Annotated in this window: 12 protein-coding genes; 5 read left to right on the top strand and 7 right to left on the bottom strand. The window is 66.0% G+C overall.

All coding sequences use genetic code 11. The annotated features are described in order from the left end of the window. Positions 1–82: 82 nt before the first annotated feature. Positions 83–469 carry a bleomycin resistance protein gene (locus tag BJD12_RS11870; protein WP_042828004.1) on the top strand — a complete coding sequence of 129 codons (387 nt, stop codon included), beginning with the start codon at positions 83–85 and terminating at the stop codon, positions 467–469. A gap of 183 nt (positions 470–652) precedes the next feature. Here the strand turns inward: BJD12_RS11870 and BJD12_RS11865 are convergent, their stop codons facing one another. The 6 genes from BJD12_RS11865 to BJD12_RS11840 form a co-directional block, all read right to left on the bottom strand. Continuing rightward, on the bottom strand, positions 653–2122 hold the full coding sequence (locus tag BJD12_RS11865) for a mannitol dehydrogenase family protein (protein WP_005992544.1): 1470 nt from the start codon (positions 2120–2122) through the stop codon (positions 653–655). Positions 2123–2310: 188 nt separating this feature from the next. Beyond that, the gene (locus BJD12_RS11860) at positions 2311–4932 is read right to left on the bottom strand and encodes a glycoside hydrolase family 3 protein (RefSeq protein WP_172797289.1); all 2622 of its coding nucleotides are present in this window, start codon (positions 4930–4932) and stop codon (positions 2311–2313) included. Positions 4933–5003: 71 nt separating this feature from the next. Continuing rightward, positions 5004–6671 carry a glycoside hydrolase family 43 protein gene (locus BJD12_RS11855; RefSeq protein ID WP_425480576.1) on the bottom strand — a complete coding sequence of 556 codons (1668 nt, stop codon included), beginning with the start codon at positions 6669–6671 and terminating at the stop codon, positions 5004–5006. Positions 6672–6703: 32 nt separating this feature from the next. Then, positions 6704–7963: a D-mannonate dehydratase ManD gene (manD, locus tag BJD12_RS11850; protein ID WP_058564154.1), complete on the bottom strand. Its 1260-nt coding sequence runs from the start codon at positions 7961–7963 to the stop codon at positions 6704–6706. Between the two features lie 11 nt (positions 7964–7974). Further along, on the bottom strand, positions 7975–9924 hold the full coding sequence (locus BJD12_RS11845; RefSeq protein WP_425480575.1) for a sialate O-acetylesterase: 1950 nt from the start codon (positions 9922–9924) through the stop codon (positions 7975–7977). An 11-nt stretch (positions 9925–9935) separates the two neighbouring features. Next, positions 9936–12137, bottom strand: coding sequence for an alpha-glucuronidase family glycosyl hydrolase (locus BJD12_RS11840; RefSeq protein ID WP_050812898.1), 2202 nt, complete (start codon positions 12135–12137; stop codon positions 9936–9938). Between the two features lie 161 nt (positions 12138–12298). On the opposite strand from BJD12_RS11840, the gene BJD12_RS11835 reads away from it, so the two are divergent. Next, positions 12299–13366, top strand: coding sequence for a LacI family DNA-binding transcriptional regulator (locus BJD12_RS11835; protein ID WP_005997607.1), 1068 nt, complete (start codon positions 12299–12301; stop codon positions 13364–13366). A gap of 216 nt (positions 13367–13582) precedes the next feature. On the opposite strand, the gene xylA is transcribed toward BJD12_RS11835, so the two are convergent. Then, a complete protein-coding gene (gene xylA, locus BJD12_RS11830; protein ID WP_005997609.1) occupies positions 13583–14920 on the bottom strand; it encodes a xylose isomerase in 1338 nt (445 codons plus the stop codon). A 794-nt stretch (positions 14921–15714) separates the two neighbouring features. Here xylA and ttcA point away from each other — a divergent pair. The 3 genes from ttcA to BJD12_RS11810 all read left to right on the top strand — a co-directional run bounded on the left by ttcA (position 15715) and on the right by BJD12_RS11810 (position 18926). After that, positions 15715–16629, top strand: a complete 915-nt coding sequence (gene ttcA, locus BJD12_RS11820; protein WP_005997612.1) for a tRNA 2-thiocytidine(32) synthetase TtcA — start codon at positions 15715–15717, stop codon at positions 16627–16629. Positions 16630–16689: 60 nt separating this feature from the next. Then, complete coding sequence (locus BJD12_RS11815; protein ID WP_005997614.1) at positions 16690–17595, top strand: recombination-associated protein RdgC; 906 nt, start codon at positions 16690–16692, stop codon at positions 17593–17595. Positions 17596–18140: 545 nt separating this feature from the next. After that, entirely contained in the window at positions 18141–18926 is a 786-nt protein-coding gene (locus BJD12_RS11810; protein ID WP_005997615.1) for a YgjP family zinc-dependent metalloprotease, read from the top strand. Positions 18927–19229 lie beyond the last annotated feature (303 nt).

Genomic DNA, 19229 nt, shown 5'->3' with positions numbered 1-19229 from the left:
CGTTGCCAGCAGTCCTGAAGTTTTGTCATCTGCGGGTGGTGTAGTCTCCATTAAGGCCAACTGCATCATGAAAGAGCAAACCATGATCCGGCTTTCAGAGCACGACCAGACCATCCCAGTCCTTCCCAGCCGCTCCATCGCGCAGACGCTGGCGTTCTATCGTCGGCTTGGCTTCGAGGGCGAGGCGCATCCGCATGACGCGGGGTACGCCATCCTGCGGCGCGGCGATGTGGAGCTGCACTTCTTCGCGCACCCGGATCTGGATCCGGCGAGCTGCTATGCGGGCTGCTATCTGCGGGTGAGCGATGTCGATGCCATCCATGCAGCGATGCAGGTAGCGGCGCTCCCGGCCCGGGGAATTCCAAGGGTCGACCCGGTGGGCGACAAGCCCTGGGGCATGCGCGAATTTGCGATCGTGGACGAGAGCGGCAATTTGTTGCGGATCGGGCAGGTCATCGGCGACCGCTGACCCATGCTGCAATCGCGCGGCGTTCGATCGCAGGTCGGCGCCGCCATTGACGTCATGCGTGGAGCAGCACAGCGAGGATTGCATCGGGCACCCTTGCCGATCGGACGGCCCGATCCCGATGCAGCAACCTGGGTCGAGCGAGCAGCCCACACGCCGGCGGCCATCCTGGCTCCACCACGTGGCTCAGGCACTCAACGCAGCAAGGACCGCGTCCACCCGGCCTGGCGTGGCATCGCCCAGCGCGGTATAGCCGCTGGTCAGCGCATCGATAAAGCGCGGATCCGTAGACAGCGCACCGAACACGGCATCCACCGCGACAAAGCGGGCGATATCGCCGGCTGCATCGCCGGTAGCTGCACGTCCCAGCGCGCTCAGGGCATCGTTCAAGGGGTCGGCCAGGGCCACGCCGTTGCGCGCCTGCCGGCGCACGAACTGCAGCCACGCGGCGACCGGCAAACAGAGGCGGTCGATGGGCCGGCCCGCGGCAAGTGCGTCGTCGATGGTGGCGAGCAGGCGCACCGGAATCTTCTGCGAGCCATCCCAGGCGATCTGCGCAAGCAGATGGCGGATGGCGGGATTGCGGAAGCGCGCAAGAATCGCGTCGCTGTAGCGCTGCGCATCGAAGCCGTCCATCGGCTGCAGTGTGGGCGCGATGTCTTCTCGCATCAGCGCTTCGGCGAACGCCGCCAGCGGCCGATGCGCCATGGCATCGGCAACGGTTTCCAGCTGCAGCAAGCTGCCCAGATACGCCAGCGTGGAGTGCGGGGCATTGAGCAGGCGCAGCTTGGCGCGCGCATGGCCGGCGATGTCGTCGCTGAGCACCACGCCAACGCGCGCCAGGTTGGGGCGGCCGTTGCAGAAATCGTCTTCGATCACCCACTGGCTGTATCGCTCGCGCTGGATCGGCCAGGCATCGTGCAGGCCGGTCTGCGCCTGTACCTGGGTGCGTAGTGCCTCGTCGGTGGCCGGGGTGATGCTGTCGACCATCGAGCGCGGGAAACTGACGTGCTGCTTGATCCATTCTGCAAGCGCTGCGTCGTGCTGGCGCGCCAGCAGCAGTACTGCACGGCGCAGCAGGTGGCCGTTATCAGTGAGATTGTCGCAACTGAGCACGGTGAACGGTGCAAGGCCGGCCTGCATGCGCCGGTGCAGCCCGGCCACCAGATAGCCGACTGCACTGCGCGGCGCGGCGGGGTTGGCGAGGTCGTGCACGATGTCGGGGTGATGCAGGTCGAGCGTGTCGCCGACCAGGCAATAGCCTTTTTCGGTGATGGTGAGGGTGACTAGCCGCACGGCGGGATCGGCCAGGCGCGCGAGCACGGCGGCTTGCTCTTCGGCGGCGCACAGCACCTGGCGGATGGTGCCGATGATGCGCAGTTGCGGGTGCTCATCGAGCAGGGCGAGGGTGTAGAGGCCATCTTGCGGGCGCAACGCGTCGCGCACCTGCGGGCTGTGCAGCGAGACGGCGCAGATGGCCCAGCTGGGATCGTCTGCGAGCAGGTCATCGATGTAGACGGCCTGGTGTGCGCGGTGGAAGGCGCCTGCGCCCAGATGGACGATGCCGATGGTGGTTGTTGCTGGATCGTAAGCGGGCGTTGAAACCGCTGGCGTCAGGGTGGCAAGGGTATCGAGCGAAAGACGTGGGGCTTGCATCGTGGTGTCCGCGCACTAGGGAGTTGGTGGAGTCGCCTGCGCCGTCCCCAACCCCGCTCCGTGCCGCGGCACGCGCGCCAGTGGTGCGCAAGCAGTGCCTTATCGCCCCGAGGGGAGAGGGGCTTAGGGCGATCGCGGCCAGAGGATTTGTTCGCCATGTCCGCAGGGCGAGGGGGTTCTGAAAGGCGCTAGTCGTTGGTGACGGTAAAGCGTTGCTTGCTGCGGATGTCGCTGCTGGATGCGCCGATCTGCACTTCATAGGCGCCCGGGTCCACAGCGTAGGTCTTGCGCTGCTCGTCGTAGATACGCAGCGCATCGGCGGCCTTTAGCGTGAAGGCGACCTCGCGCTGTTCGCCCGGTTGCAGGGTCATGCGTTGAAAACCACGCAGCTCCTTGCCGGCCCGTTCGCGCTTGGGATCGAGCGGATGCAGGTACAGCTGCACCACTTCGTCGCCGGCGCGCTTGCCGGTGTTGCGCACCTTCAGCGTCGCGCGCAACGTGCCATCGGCGCCGAGGGTGGTGCGGTCCAGGCGCAGGTCCGAGTAGGCAAATTGCGTGTATGACAATCCATGGCCGAACGGGTACAGCGCGGTGCCGGTGAAGTAGCGATAGGTGCGCCCGCGCATGGCGTAGTCATCGAAGGCGGGCAGGCGCTCGGCTTCCTTGTAGAAGGTGATCGGCAGGCGACCACCCGGGCTGGCCTGGCCGAACAACACATCGCCCACCGCACTGCCGCCGCGTTGGCCGGGATACCACGCCAGCAGGATCGCCGGTACATGCTGCTGCGCCCAATCCACCGCCAGTGCAGAGCCGGTGGTCAACACCGCCACCACCGGCGTGCCGGTGGCCTGCAGCGCCTGCAGCAGCTCGCGCTGCGGTTTGGGCAGGCGCGTATCGGTGCGGTCGCCACCGGCAAAGCCGGGATAGTTGACGTCCATCTCCTCGCCTTCGACATCGCCGGTGAGGCCGCCGACGAACACCACCACCTCCGCGTTGCGTGCGGCGTCCACCGCTTCCTGCAGCGGGGGTTTGGCGCCGGGCATGCGCCAGGCCAGACGTACACCGGCGTCGCGGGTGGCTTCGTAATACTCAACGCGCAGGTCGTAAGCCTTGCCGGCTTCCAGGCGCACGCTGGCATTGCCGCCGCGCATGCGCGGTGCATCGCGCCACTGGTCGATCAGCAACGTGCCATCCAGAAACAGACGCACGCCATCATCGGCGGCGATCTGCAGGTCGTAATCACCGCTGACCGGCGGCAACAACTGGCCGTGCCAACGCACGCTGAAATCGTCTTTCTCCAAGGCCTGCCCGGGCTGCAGCTCGCCACGGCCCAGCGCATCGTCGGTGGGCGCATTACGGTCCCAGCGGAAGGCGATGCGTGGGTCGATGCGGGTCAGCACCGGTTGCCCGGCCAGGCTGCGCCCCTTGAAGTACTCACCGGTCAGTCCGTTTTGTTTGGCATCGGCGGCCGGGCGCAGATAGCGCGCATCGATCGGTGCGGCGGCGTTGGGGTCTTCGCGTCCTTCCACCAGATCGCTGCCGCGTGCGTACACCACCTCCGCCTGCGGCGCCGCATCGCGGATGCCTTGCAGGATGGTCACCGGCGCGGCGGGTGTGCCGTAATAGTTGCCCAGCAGCGACATCGGGTCATCGGCGGTGGGGCCGACCACGGCGATGCGCTTGAGCGTGGGTTTGAGCGGCAGCAGGCCGTCGTTCTTCAGCAACACCAGCGATTCGCGAGCGGTGCGGCGTGCCAGCGCATCGTGCTGCGGCGATTGATTCACCGAGGCAGGAATCTGCGCCCAGGCCACCTTTGCAGGCGGGTCGAACATGCCTAAACGCATGCGCGTGGTCATCAGGCGCTTGAGCGAGGTATCGATGGTGGCTTCGTCGATCAACCCGGCGCGCACCGCCTTGGGCAATGCCGCATAGGTGTCGCCGCAATCCAGGTCGGTGCCGTGCTTGACGCCCAGTGCGGCGGCGGCCTCGGGCGTGGGCACGATCTTGTGGTTCTGCCAGATATCGCGGATCGCTGCGCAGTCGCTGACGATGTAGCCATCAAAGCCCCAGTCGCGGCGCAGGATGCCTTCCAGCCGCGTGCTGGCCGAGGCGGACTCGCCGTTGACGCGGTTGTAGGCACCCATCACCGCGGCCACATGGCCTTCCTGCACCAAGGCCTGGAACGCCGGCAGATAGGTCTCATGCAGATCGCGTTCGCTGGGGTGCACGTCGAAGTGGTGGCGGTCCGCTTCCGGGCCGCTGTGCACCGCGTAGTGCTTGGCCGTGGCATCGAGCTTTCGGTACGGGCCTTGCTGCGCCTGCAGGCCCTGCACGAAAGTCACGCCCATGCGCGCGGTCAGGAACGGATCTTCGCCGTAGGTTTCCTGACCACGGCCCCAGCGCGGGTCGCGGAAGATGTTGATGTTGGGCGACCAGAACGTGAGCCCCTGATAACGCTTGTGCTCATCGCGTGCCAGAAAGGCGTGGTGCTTGGCGCGTGCCTCGTCGCTGATGGCGGTGGCCACCTCGGCCATCAGCGGGGTGTCGAAGGTGGCTGCCAGCCCGATCGCCTGTGGAAACACCGTGGCGCCACCGGCGCGCGCCACGCCATGCAGTGCCTCGTTCCACCAGTCGTAGGCGGGCACCCGCAAGCGCGGGATCGCCGGTGCGGCGTTCTGCATCTGCGCGGCTTTTTCCTCCAGCGTCATGCGCGACACCAGATCGGCAGCGCGTGTCTCGAATGGCAGTTGGGTGTCCAGATATGGCGGCGGGGGTGTGGCCGCCTGCGTGTTGCCGGCGGCCAGGGCAATCGCCAGCAGCAGGCCGGCGGCCAGGGCGCGGCGTGGGGTGGCGGTGAGACGGGTAGGGTGCGAATGCATGGTCAGTCCTCCTTGGTGCGGTCTGGTTGCAACCGGGCGAAGGGCCCGATCATGCTGCCGACGAAGCCGCCGGCCTGTGCGGTGCTGAGAAAACCGGCATCGTCGTTGCGGCGTAGCGACTGCCAACCGGCACCGTTGGCGTCGTAGTCGAAGCTGTAGGTGCCACCATCGCCGCTGATCTGCAAGCGCAGCTGCGTTGTGGTGGCCGGGATGCGGGTGTGCGCCAGTGTCGTGGTGGTGGTGCCGTCGCGCTTGTCGACAAAGACCTCTAATGCAGCGCCCTCGCGACGCACGCCCAGCGTGTACCACGCGTTGGCGTTCTGGAAGGCGGCCAGCCCGGCCTGCACGCCTGCTTGGGTGGGCACCGCCAGCGCGGTGCTGGCGTAAAAACGCGTGTGTTGCTGGCGGCGTGCAACAAACGCGGGCGTGCCGCTGCCCTCCAGCCCTTGCTCGGTTGCATGCAGAGTCAGCCAACCGGCGCGTGCCTGCGTATCGGCCACCGTGCGCTTAGGCACGCGCAGGGTAAGCCATTCGCGCTGCAAGGCAGTGGCAGTGAAGTCGTCGTGCCAGGTGAAGTTGCCCGACAGCGGCGCCTGATCGGCAGTGGCGGTTGCGCCCGCAGGTGCATTGGCGATGTAGGGAATCGGTGCGCCGGCGGGCAGAATCGACGGCCAGCCATCGCGCCATTGCACCGGCAGCAAAAACGTCTCGCGCCCGGTGTTGTAGCGATCGCCGGAATACGGCCGGCTGGCCAGGAACACCGCCCACCATTGCCCGTCCGGTGCTGCGACAAAATCCGCATGGCCGGCATTGCTGACCGGATGCGCACGGTCGGCAGGCAGATCGCGCTGGGTCAGGATGGGGTTGTGCGGCGAGGGCGCGTACGGCCCCCACACGTTGCGGCTGCGCAACACCACCTGCGAATGTTGCGGCCCGGTGCCGCCCTCGGCGCACGACAGGTAGTACCAGCCGTCGCGTTGATACAGGTGCGGGCCCTCGATCCAGATCGGCTTGCTGGCCAGGTCCACGCCGCCGTTGAGCAACACCTTGCGTGGGCCGATGGGCCGATTGCTGGCGATGTCGAAGCGCTGCATCCAGATCGCGCGGTGGCCTTCGTATAACGGCGTGCCTTGCGGTGGGCCGTTGTTGAGCAGATACGCGCTGCCGTCGGTGTCGAAGAACAGCGACGGGTCGATGCCGTCGATGCCTGGCAGCCAGGTCAGTTGCGACCAGGGGCCGGCGGCGCTGCTGGCGCTGGCGATAAAGTTGCCACCGCTATCGACCGCCGTCCCCACCACATAAAAGCGCCCGTCATGGTGGCGAATACTCGCGGCGAACATACCGCGCGAGACGGTCAGGCCGTCGTAGTTGAGCTGTTCGCGCCGCTCGACCACGTTGCCAACCTGCGTCCAGTGCACCAGATCGCCGCTCTCGAATACCGGAATCGCCGGGAAATACGCAAAGGTGGAATTGACCAGGTAGTAGCGCTCGCCCACGCGTGTGATGCTGGGGTCCGGATAGAAACCGGCCAGGATCGGGTTGCGGTATTGACCGGCCGCCAACGGCGTGGCGAACACCGCATCGTCGCCGCGATAGTCGAACCAATCGAAGGCGACATTGGCTCCGGCGCTGGCCTGCGCCTGCGCCACGACAGGCACAAGCGCGGCCATCAGCACGCTCAGCGCGGCCGGCAACAGCCGCATCACCAATCCCACATCGCGCCGTCTTCCAGGCGTGCAATCGGCAGCTGTTTAGGCACATACGGATACTTGGCGGCCAGCGCCTCGTCGATGTCCACGCCATGCCCCGGGGTTTCGCCGCAATGCAGGCGCCCGTCGCGGAACACGTAGTCGTGCGGAAACACCGCGTTGGCCTCGTCGGAATGGAACATGTATTCCTGGATGCCGAAGTTGGGCACCCAGGTATCGAAGTGCAGGGCCGCGCCCATGCACACCGGCGACAGATCGGTGGCGCCGTGGAAGCCGGTGCGCACCTGATGCAACGCGGCAAAATCCGCGAGCCGTCGCACGTGGGTGATGCCGCCGGCATGCACGATCGTGGTGCGGATGTAGTCGATCAGTTGCTGCTCGATCAGGTGCTTGCAGTCCCAGATCGAATTGAACACTTCGCCCACTGCCAATGGCGTCACCGTGTGTTGGCGAATGATCTCGAACGCACGCTGGTTTTCCGCTGGCGTGGCGTCTTCCAGCCAGAATAGCCGGTACGGCTCCAGATCGCGGCCCAGGCGCGCGGCCTCGATCGGGGTGAGCCGGTGATGCGCATCGTGCAGCAGCTCGATCTCATTGCCGTGATCGCTGCGCAATTGCTCGAACAACTTCGGCACAACGCCCAGGTAACGCGGCGTGGACCACACCGTTTCGGTAGGCAGTTCGCTTTCGGCGGGCTCGTACGGCTTGCCGCCGCTGGAAATGCCATAGGTCTTCTTGATGCCGGGCACGCCGCATTGCGCGCGAATGGCGATAAAGCCCATCTCGCGGAAGCGGCCCACCTCGTCGCTCGTTTCGGCGATATCGCGGCCGTTGGCGTGACCATAGACCAGCGCACCTTCGCGCGAGCGCCCGCCCAGCAGCTGGTACAACGGCAGGCCGGCCATCTTGCCCAGGATGTCCCACAGCGCTACGTCCACTGCGGCAATCGCGCTCATCGTCACCGGGCCACGGCGCCAATACGCACCGCGGTAGAAGAACTGCCAGATGTCCTCGATGCGCCCGGCATCGCGGCCGATCAGGTTCGGTACCAGGTGTTCCTGCAGGTACGCCGCCACCGCCAGTTCGCGACCATTGAGCGTGGCATCGCCCAGCCCGGTGATCCCTGCGCGGGTGCGAATCTTCAAGGTGACGAAGTTGCGCCCAGGGCAGGTGACGATGACGCGCGCCTCGACGATCTCGCGGTCGCGGGCAGAACCTTGCAGCGGTGCAGGGGAGTCGGAAGTCTGTGACATCGGGGTCTCGCTCATGGGGAAGAGGCGGAAGTGATGGGAAGTTCGAACGGGCCGGCCGGCAGGCCGCTGCGGTCGTACAAGGTGCAGACCGGGCTGTCGGCCCAGCAGTAGCGCACGCGGGTGGCGGCGAGGCCGGAAGGAACACGCAGGCTGGCCTCGTGGCCCTGCAGCGTGGCGCTGGTGTAGCGGCAATTGTTGGCTGCCGCAGCGCAGACTTCAAAGCCGATCGGTGCGTCGTTGCCGTAACTCAGCAACGCCGCATCCACGTCGTCGAAGGCAATGCGGATGGCATCGCCATCGCGACGTGCGCTGCGCGGCACCGGGCCGGACGGCGCAATCGCCTCGCCATACACCACATGCCGCGCCGCGCGCGCCAGGCGCCGCCCAAGCTCCTGCTTGTTGGCAGGATGGATGTCGTAGCGGTCGCCGATGTCGATGGCCACCGCCAGGCCCGCATGCGCATCGTCGGCAACGAAGCGGCGCTGCGCTTCGCGCAGCTGCGCCCACCCGCTTTCCACCGGGTGCATGGGCGGCGCGCCGTAGTTGGCAAGCTGCACCACCAGCAGCGGCAGCGTTGCACCGAAGCGTGCACGCCAGTCGCGCTGCCAGGCCTGCAGCAGCGCGGGATAATGCACCGCATCGCCGGCATTGGATTCGCCCTGGTACCACAGCACGCCCCGCAGCCCCAGCTGGCCGAGCGGGGCGATCATGCCGTTGTACAAGGTGGTCAGCCCGGCCGCCGACGACCACGGCGCGCGTGGCGGTGTGCCGAGTTGCGGCGACACGATCTGGTACTGCCACGGCGCATCCAGCGGCAGCGTGCTGCCATCGGCAAACTGCAGCGCACGCGACGATGCATCGCCCAGCAATCCACCGCGGCGATAGGTGTTGAGCACGTTGAGCACGATGCTGTTGCGCCCGGCATGCAGGTGGCCGCGCGGCAGCGTGTAGCGGCGCGGCTGGTCGGCGCCGTAGCTGCTGCCCACGCCGCGCCCATTGACCCAGGTTTGATCCAGCTCGTCCACCGGCCCAAGCAACAAGCTGGCGTCCTGCGCGGCCTGCGCGGCGCTCAGCTCAATGGTGGTGCGGTACCAGACCATGCCATTGAAACCGACCAGCTGCGGTACGCCCCAGTCGTCCCACGCGCCCAATGCCGCCGGCGCGGTTTGCCAGGCGCCGGGCGCATCCGGTTGCCAGGGATCGCCTTCGCCGTGCGCATGCCACCAGCCCTCCCACAGTGCGCCCCAACGCGGCGCGGCCTCCACCGGATCGCGTGCGTAACGCGCCAGCACATCTAGCGCCGGGCCATCGTCGCCTGCGGCACGCAATGCCGTGTCGCCGATCCAGGCCTGCAGCTGCGAGCCGCCCCACGAGGCGTTGATCAGGCCCATCGGCACATCGACGGTCTTCTGCAATTCGCGTGCGAAGTAGTAACACGCCGCAGAAAAGTCCTTCACCGTTTCCGGCGTGGTGAGCTGCCATTCCGACTGGCCACCGAAACGCGTCTGCGGGGTGGGGCTGGATTGCGCAGGCACCTTGAACATGCGGATGGTGGGGTGATCGGCATCGGCAATTTCGCTGCGTGCATCCAGCGTGCGATGCACCTGCAATTCCATGTTGGATTGGCCCGAGCACAGCCACACATCACCGATCAGCACATCGCTCACTTGCTGGGTGGTGCCATCGGATGTGCTGGCCTGCAAGCGGTACGGGCCACCGGCCGCGTGTGCAGGCAGGCGCGCCTGCCAATGCCCGTCACGGTCGGCGCGTGCTTGTACCCGCTGCGTCTCCAGTTGCACGGTGACGCGCATGCCCGGCGCCGCATCGCCCCAGACCTTGACCGGTGCATCGCGCTGCAGCACCACATGGTCTTGAAAGAGCGCGTGCAGCAACGGCGCATCGGCAGCCTGTGCAGCGCTGGACACTATTGCCGCAGACAGCAGTACCGCCAGGGGTGTCATCACGCGCGTGCTCATTTCGGATTTCCTGGTGCGTAGGGAAACGTCAATGCCTGGTAATACGCCAGCGGATGCGCGGGCGGCGCCACGTCGGCCGGTAATGCACGCCCGGACACGCTCTGGAAATAGGCGATGCTGGCATCGCGCCACCACTGCGCCTCGTTCTGCTGGATGGCCAAAAAATCGCTTACCTGCCGATAGCGCGGCGCATCGATCTTGCCAGCCAGGCCTTGCCAGGTCGCGCGCATCGCACGCACTTCGTCCACGCCATGGTCGTAGTGCCAGACCAGCTCGTCCCAGAGCGGCCGTCCCGAGGCCATGCGCCGGTCCCACGACACATGGTGGAACCACAGCAGATACTGCTCGGGCACGCGTTGCACATCGCCGAACACGCGCGCCACCGGCGCTGCGTATTGCGCTACCGCGTTGCTGCCGCTGGCGCTGCGATCGAAACCAATGCCATTGCGATCGGCGCGGTGGTAATACACCGGGTCCCAATCGGGGCGCTCGCTGCCGGCATCCCACGGCGCCGGGCCGTAATGGTGGCCGCGCCCCATCAGGTGATGCAGGCCCAGCGGCGTCATGTAGTCCACCACCGCCTCGCGCGAGCGCAGCATCATGCCCACCACCGGCGTGACCACGGCCGGATCGTTGGACAACGTCATACGCACCCAGTCCTGCGCGATCGCCTCCGGCGACAACGCCGGATTCCACGCCAACCGCCCGTAGGCATACCAGTTGGCCTGATCGAAAATCGAGCCGCTCCAGTTGTGATCGGCACCGATATTGGCCACGCCGGCAATGCCGGTGAGCCGCGCCCGCTTGCCGGAGTTGAACAGCGTGCCGTCCACCGTCTTGGCGACGGTCGAGCCCTTGCCGCGCGCATAGGTATCGGCCTGCAGGGTTTCGGCAAATAGCGTGCCCAGATAGGCAAGGTGGGTGGAAAAGCCCAGGTATTCCTTGGTGATCTGGAACTCAGGCATCAGCGGCGTCTTGCGCATCGCGCCGAACAACGGATGAAACGGCTCACGTGGCTGGAAGTCGATCGCGCCGTTCTTGACCTGCACGATCACGTTGTCGCGGAAGGCGCCATCGAGCGGCACAAACTCGCTGTACGCCTGTTTGGCGCGATCGTCCGGTTGCTCATGCGAATACACGAACGCGCGCCACATCACCACGCCCCCATGGGGCGCCAGCGCGTCGGCCAGCAGGTTTGCGCCATCGGCATGCGAGCGCCCGTAATCCTGCGGACCGGGCTGGCCTTCGGAGTTGGCCTTGACCAGGAACCCGCCAAAATCCGGAATGCGCGCGTAGATCTCGTCGGCCTTGGCACGCCACCACTGCTGCACCTGCGGGTCCAGCGGGTCGGCGGTTTTCAAGCCCCCAATCTCGATCGGTGCACTGAAGCGCGCGCTGAGAAACACGCGGATGCCGTAGGGACGAAACACCTTGGCCAGTGCCGCGGCCTTGTCCAGATACTGCGGTGTCAGACTCCAGGCCTTGGCATTGACATTGTTGAGCACGGTTCCGTTGATGCCCAGCGACGCATTGGCGCGCGCATAGTCGGTGTAGCGCGGATCCAGATAGCCGGGCAGGGTCTGCCAGTTCCATAACGATGCACCGGCATAGCCGCGCTCCACCACGCCATCCAGGTTGTCCCAGTGGTTGAGCATGCGCAGCTGCAAGCGCGGCGATTCGCGTACGTCGAGCGCGCTGACCGGCTGGCCGGTCTGCAGCAGGCGCAGGAAATGAAAGACGCCATACAACGCACCGACGTCGCTGCCGCCCACGATGGCAGTGGCGCGATGCCCATCCACGCGCACGGTCTGGATCAGATACCCCTCACGGCCCAGATCGTCGGTTTTCAGCTGCAATGCGGTGATCTGCGGTGCGCTGGCGGCGCCCAGCAAGATCGCACCATCGGCAGTCACTGTTGCAGCGCTGTGCAGGGCATAGCCGAGCAAGCCCTGCACCCCGCGCGTCAGCTCATCGCGCGCGGCATGCAGGGTGGGCGAGTCGCTGGCAATCACCAAGGTCTGCGCGTTTGCCCGCAACGGCTCGGCATCGCGCACCTTCTGGTAGCGCAACCAGAGCTCGTAACCATCTTCGGCATGTACCGGCGCCGCCGGCAGCAGCACACCGCCCAACAACACCAGCCACATGAGCGCCAACGCACGCGTGCATGCGCGACTGCGTCCCATCGGGCGTGCGCTCATGCCGTACGCTCCGATGCGGTAGTAGCGCCTGTGCGCATCTCCCCGCTCTGTCTGCTTCCCGGTACCATGGCTTGCATCCTCATGCTCGCAGCTGCTGCACGTTGATCGGCAGTACCACGCGTGCTTGGACCAACATTCGCTCGCACTTGAAGAGGCCACGCTTGGAGAAGGTCAGGAAATCGGTCCGCCGCACCAGCCGCGCGACCACCATCGACGAGGTGGCGGCGCTGGCGAAAGTGTCGCCGATGACGGTCTCGCGTGTGGTCAACAACACCGGCAGCGTGCGCGACGCCACCCGTGAGCGGGTGATGCGTGCGGTCGACAAGCTCGGCTACACGCCCAACCTGGCCGCCAGCGCGCTGGCCGCCGCGCAGAGCACGCGCATTGCGCTGATCTACAGCGACCCCAGTGGCGCGTATCTGCGTGAATTGCTGCTGGGCGTGCTGCGGGTCGCCTCGCGTACCTCGATCCAGTTGGTGATCGATTGCTGGGACGATCTCGACGCCGATGCCGAACGCAAGGCTGCACGCAAGCTCGCCAAGGGCGTGGCCGGGGTGATCCTGCCGCCACCGTTGTGCGAATCCCGCGCCGCGGTGCTGGAACTGGTGCGCGCCAAGGTGCCGGTGGTGGCGATCGCGTCCAACCATTTCAGTCCCGACGTGGCCTGCGTGCGCATCGACGAATTCGCCGCGGCCAAGGAGATCACCGAGCATCTGATCGCGCAGGGACATACCCGCATCGGCTACATCGCCGGGCATCCCAACCTGTCGGCCAGCACGCGGCGTTTCGAAGGATTTCAGGCTGCGCTTGCGCACGCCGGCCTGCGTCTGGACAAACATCTGGTGCAGCCGGGCGACTACACCTACAAGTCCGGCTTGGTCGCGGCCGAAAAGTTGCTCGCACGCAAACGTCGCCCCAGCGCGATCTTCGCCAGCAACGACGACATGGCCGCAGCGGCCATCTCGGTGGCGCACCGACGCGGGCTGGACGTACCTCGCGATCTGTCGGTCGTGGGCTTCGACGACACCTCCGCAGCCACTGCCGTCTGGCCGGAACTCACCACCGTGCAGCAGCCCATCGCCGCCATGGCCGATGCCGCGCTGGACATCTTGTTGAAGACGATTCGCGCCAAGGAACGCACGTCGAAGATGGTCGATCATGTGGTCGCGCACCTGCTGGTCAAGCGGGATTCGGTGGCCGCACCGATCGCAATCGATCCGACCGAGTAAGAGCGGCTAACGCACCACAGTGTCGCTGCAAGATGGGCGCTAGCTGCCTATTCCTGTCGCACGCATGCGACGTGTTGTCGGCGCAGCGATCCCCCTGATCGCAGCGCTATGGGTCACCCATCTCGATACCTCACACGCTCGCTTGCAGCGCGCTGTGGCCCTGCAAGCGGGTGTCATGCACGCGCAGCGCGATACGGCGCGCGTGCATGACACACATCAACGCGTCAGATACTGATTGATCAGGTTCTCGTAGGCTTCCTGGCGGCCGCTGACCTGCGTGGGCACATTCCCGGCGGCGTAGGTGGCCAGGTCCGCCAGGGTGCTCTTGCCGGAGGCGAAGTCCGCACCGGCGCCGCTGTCGAAGCTGGCGTAGCGCTCGGCGCGCCAGGTTTCCAGCGGCGAGGCCGTCAGCAGCGCATTGGCCACTTCCAGTCCGCGTGCGAATGCGTCCATGCCGCCGATGTGGGCCAGGAACAGATCCTGCGGGTCGGACGATTCGCGCCGCACCTTGGCGTCGAAATTCAGGCCACCCGGTGCCAGCCCGCCCTGCCGCAGCACCACCAGCATCGCGCCGACAGTGTCGTACAGGTCGGTCGGGAACTGGTCGGTGTCCCAGCCGTTCTGCGGGTTGCCGCGGTTGGCGTCGATGCTGCCCAGCAGGCCGGCATCGGATGCCACCTGCAGATCGTGCTCGAAGCTGTGGCCCGACAAGGTCGCATGGTTGGCTTCGATATTGAGCTTGAAATCCTGGTCCAGGCCGTGCTGGCGCAGGAAGCCAATCACCGTGGCGCTGTCGAAGTCGTACTGGTGCTTCATCGGCTCCATTGGCTTGGGCTCGATCAGGAAGTTGCCTTTGAAGCCGATCGCACGGCCGTAATCACGTGCCAGAGTGAGGAAGCGCGCCATATTGTCCTGCTCGCGCTTCATCTGGGTGTTGTGCAGGCAGGCATAGCCTTCGCGGCCGCCCCAGAACACGTAGTTCTCGCCACCGAGTTCAACGGTGGCATCGATCGCGGCCTTGACCTGCACGGCCGCACGCGCGACCACGTTGAAGTCCGGATTGGTCGATGCGCCATTCATGTAGCGCGGGTGCGAGAACAGGTTGGCGGTGCCCCACAACAGCTTGATGCCGGTGTCGGTCTGGCGCTGCTTGGCGATGCCGACCATGTGCTTCAGATTTTTCTCGTACTCGCCGATGTCATCGGCATCCGGCGACAGGTCGATGTCGTGGAAGCAGTAGTACGGCACGCCGAGCTTGGTGAAGAATTCGAATGCGGCATCGGCCTTGGCTTCGGCGCGGCCCAGTGCGGTATTGCCCGCGTCCCACGGATACGCACGCGTGCCCGGGCCGAACGGATCGGCGCCATTGCCGCAGAAGCTGTGCCAATAGGCCACGGCAAAGCGCAGGTGCTCGGCCATGGTCTTGTCGCCGATGGTCTTGTTGGCGTCGTAGACCTTGAACGCGAGCGGGTTGTCGGAGTCGCGGCCTTCGAAGCCGATCTTGCCGATGCCGGGAAAATATTCCTTCGCGCCGATGTAAACGGTGTTGCTCATGGGGTGGACTCCTGCAGAAAGGGGGGCGTCACGGGGGAGAGGGATGGCATCGGCACACCGCAGCGATGGAATGCGTAGGGGCCGGTGGCGCCGCGTCGCTGCAGCACATGCAGCGGATCTGTGCATGCGTGTTCTGCGTTGCGACGCAAAAAATGTTAGCGCTACCAAAAAGCCGACTGAAAAAAGCCGCGCCATACAGCGAAGCCGAAGGTGTCATGCCGATCCCAGCTGAAACGGTCCTGCGGACTTTACCCAGCCCGCCGTCGAAAGGCTTGCTGCGCTGCGAGATGCGAGCTGTTCCATGGCCGGGCGAGGGATATGCTTTGGGCCACGCGGGAACGTGCAGACCTCGCCTGCCATGGGGGGGGCACCTTATGCATGCGGCCACAGACACGGCCGGACAGGCCTGCAAGCAGGCAATCACAAAAACCTGCAACGCAGACCAGTCGCGCAACGGCGACCTGCAGCGCAGACGGCCCATCAGGAGGGTCCGTGGGTAGACGGCCTGCCGGAAGCCTTGCATGTGCGAGGAAGAGCCAGCGAGAGAAGGACCAAGCCAGGAAGCATCAACAGCAAACCAGGATTGCGGCGGGAGACGCATCTCCGGCACATCCGACCCAAGCCTGGCCCGCGCACCGGCGCCCAGCGCTTCCCTCCAGACTGCGTCAGCCAGCCGGCCAGCCGATGCGCTGCGGCCACGTGGGGGACCGGACAACGAGCAGATATGGCCACACACGGACCCAACGGCTGCCCGCCGGTCACCCGGCCACCCCGGCCGCTACAATGGGAGGCTTATGACCGCTGTCCTGCCGCTGCCGCAACCCCTGGCCGACCCCGCGCCGCGCGACCCGCGCCAGCGGTTGCAGCGTGAGCAGCTGCGCCTGGGCAAGCGGCTGCAGCGCCAGGTGGGCCAGGCGATCGCCGATTTCGGCATGATCGCCGCCGGCGACAAGATCATGGTGTGCCTGTCCGGCGGCAAGGACAGCTACACCTTGCTGGACATGCTGCTGCACCTGCAGCGCAAGGCGCCGGTGCCGTTCACGCTGGTGGCGGTGAATCTGGATCAGAAGCAGCCGGACTTCCCGGCCCATGTGCTGCCGGCCTACCTGCGCGAGCTGGGCGTGCCATTCGACATCGTCGAGCAAGACACCTACTCGGTGGTCAGCCGGGTGATTCCGGCCGGCAAGACCATGTGTTCATTGTGCTCGCGGCTGCGGCGCGGCGCGCTGTATGCCTATGCGCAAGCCCATGGCGTGACCAAGATCGCGCTCGGTCATCACCGCGACGACATTGTCGCTACGTTTTTCATGAACCTGTTTCACCATGCGCGTCTGGCTGCGATGGCGCCCAAGCTGCGCAGCGACGACGGCGCGCACGTAGTGATCCGCCCGCTGGCCTACGTGCGCGAGGCCGACATTGCCCAATACGCGCAGGCGCGGCAGTTCCCGATCATTCCGTGCACCCTGTGCGGCAGCCAGGAAAATCTGCAACGCCAGCAGGTCGGCCGCATGCTGCAGCAGTGGGACCACGAGCAGCCGGGCCGGGTCGAGCAGATTGCGCGCGCGCTCGGCGACGTGCGCCCCGAGCAACTGGCCGACCGCGCACTGTTCGATTTCATGCGCCTGGGCCGTGCGCCCGATGCCCCCACCTCTGCGCACGATTCCACCGCCTGGTTCGCCGCCGGCGATGCCACACACGACAGCGACTGACGCGCCCGCCCGGTCGCCGTCGGTCTTTCACCTCCACGTTTCTCTTCTTCGGTCTTACGCATGTTCTTTCGCAATCTCACCCTGTTCCGTTTTCCCACCACGCTGGACTTTTCCGAAATCGAAACGCTGCTGCCGCAGGTGCAGCTCAAGCCGGTCGGCCCGCTGGAAATGAGCTCGCGCGGCTTCATTTCGCCGTTCGGCCGCGATGAGCAGGAAGTGCTCTCGCACCGTCTGGAAGAGTTCCTGTGGCTCACCATCGGTGGCGAGGACAAGATCCTGCCCGGTGCGGTGGTCAACGACCTACTCGAGCGCAAGGTCGCCGAGATCGAAGAGAAGGAAGGCCGCCGCCCCGGCGGCAAGGCCCGCAAGCGGCTCAAGGACGACCTGATCCATGAGCTGCTGCCGCGCGCCTTCGTCAAGAGCTCGCGCACCGACGCGATCTTGGACCTGCAGAACGGCTACATCGCGGTCAACACCTCCAGCCGCAAGAGCGGCGAAAACGTGATGAGCGAGATCCGTGGCGCGCTCGGCAGCTTCCCGGCGTTGCCGCTCAATGCCGAAGTGGCCCCGCGCGCCATCCTTACCGGCTGGATCGCTGGCGAGCCCTTGCCCGAGGGTTTGAGCCTGGGCGAAGAATGCGAGATGAAGGACCCGATCGAAGGCGGCGCGGTGGTCAAGTGCCAGCACCAGGAACTGCGCGGCGACGAGATCGACAAGCATCTGGAGGCCGGCAAGCAGGTCACCAAGCTGGCGCTGGTGCTGGACGACAATCTGTCGTTCGTGCTCGGCGACGATCTGGTGATCCGCAAGCTCAAGTTCCTCGACGGCGCGCTGGACCAGCTGGAACACAGCGACGACGACGGCGCACGTGCCGAACTCGATGCCCGCTTCGCGCTGATGAGCGCCGAAATCCGCCGGCTGTTCCTGCTGCTGGAAACCGCGCTGAAGCTGAGCAAGGCCGAGTAAGCGCAACGTCGAGCGATGGCGTTGTGTCGTCGCGATCGGATGCTTGAGTCAAAAGCCTGACGAGTCGAGTGCGCGGCATCCATGCCGCCACACGGTCCCGCAATCGGTGAGGCACCGCACCAGAACGTTTGCTGGCTGTTTTGTTAAAAAACATGCGTACCGAGCAACTCGATTGGTCCTTGCCCGCTCACCGTCGCGGGACCTTACGCGGCATGGATGTCGTGTAAGAGCCTACAGGGACGGACTTGCGGCGTGTCCTGCGATGGTGGGCGGGCAAGGGCCCTGCAACCAGGCCGCAATCCGCCGCTCTGCAGCTGTTCCATTCGCGCTATCCAGGACTTCGGAGTGCGACGCCCAAAGCACAGGACTTGGCCGTGGTGAGCGGGCAAGGACCCTGCGGCCAGGTCGCAACTCTAGCGACGTCGGCTGCGCCCATCTGGCGGTGTGCAGCGTCGTTTGCCAACCACTCGAAGAAGTCGCGACAACATCGAATGCATCAATCGCCCATCTCACCACCTGACACATCGCAGCGCTATCCTGTGCCCATGTTCAAGCTCGTCCGCCGCCTCGTTGCGCCCGCCCCGCAGGTTGTCGAACGCGACTGTGTGCGCGTGCAACTGGAAGGCCGCGACATCGACGTCCTGCGCGTGCGCGACCCGCGTGCGCGGCGCATCAAGCTCAGCGTCGACGAACGCGGTGCGCGTCTGACCTTGCCGCTGCGGGCGAGCCTGATCTCCGGCGAACGGTTCCTGCATGCGCACCTGGATTGGCTAGGCACGCAGCTCTCGCGGTACCAGCAGGTCGATGCGTTTCCTGCATTGCAGCGTGGCGTGCCCGGGCTGCTGCCGTTGCGTGGCGTCTTACTGCCGCTGCACTGGCACGAGGGCCGTTACACGCGCATCGAGGTCGATGAGGCGGGCGCGCATTTCCACGTGCCGTCCCGGCTGGGCGACGCCGGCCTGCGTCGCGCGCTGAAAGAGTTCTACGAAGCGCAGGCACGCGCCGATGTCGGCCGCTGGTTGCCCACCTATCTGCCCGGATTGCCGCGCCCACCGGCGCGCCTGCGGCTCAAGGTGATGTCGTCGCAGTGGGGGTCGCTTGCGCCGGATGGCTCGATGGCGCTGGACCTGGCGTTGGTACTCGGGCGCCCCTCCGCGTTTGAATACGTGCTGGTCCACGAGCTCTGCCATCTGCTGCAGGCCAATCACTCACCCGCCTTCTGGGTCGAAGTGGAACAGCGCTTCCCCGCCTGGCGCGACGAGCGCAGCTACTTCCACGAACACGGTCGTCAACTCAAGGCGCAACTGCGGCGGTTGTTGCAGGCCGAGTGACGCAGGCCTCGTTGCCAGTAACCACGGCTCCCGTGGCCCTGTAATCATCGGTAGGCGTGTTGCATCCGGCAATGGCTCAACAACACGGCGCCGCATGCCGATCAGCCCTGATGTCACATCTTGGTTAGCGCCACGCGTATGAAGCAGCTCTGGCAAGTTGCCGGCAGGCCTGCGGCGGCAGCCAGGCAAAGCGCGTTGTCAGGGCACTCTCCGTTGCCGCTGCCCCTGCATCCAGCGCAGGGCTCGACGTCCAGCGCTCGGCGTCACACGCCACCGACCACACCTGCTGCAACAGCAGGCGAT

Origin of the sequence: Xanthomonas vesicatoria ATCC 35937, assembly GCF_001908725.1 — a bacterium.
GTDB classification, from domain to species: domain Bacteria; phylum Pseudomonadota; class Gammaproteobacteria; order Xanthomonadales; family Xanthomonadaceae; genus Xanthomonas; species Xanthomonas vesicatoria.
The sequence above is the reverse complement of the archived record's forward strand: the minus strand, read 5'-3'. Positions and strand labels throughout refer to the sequence as shown.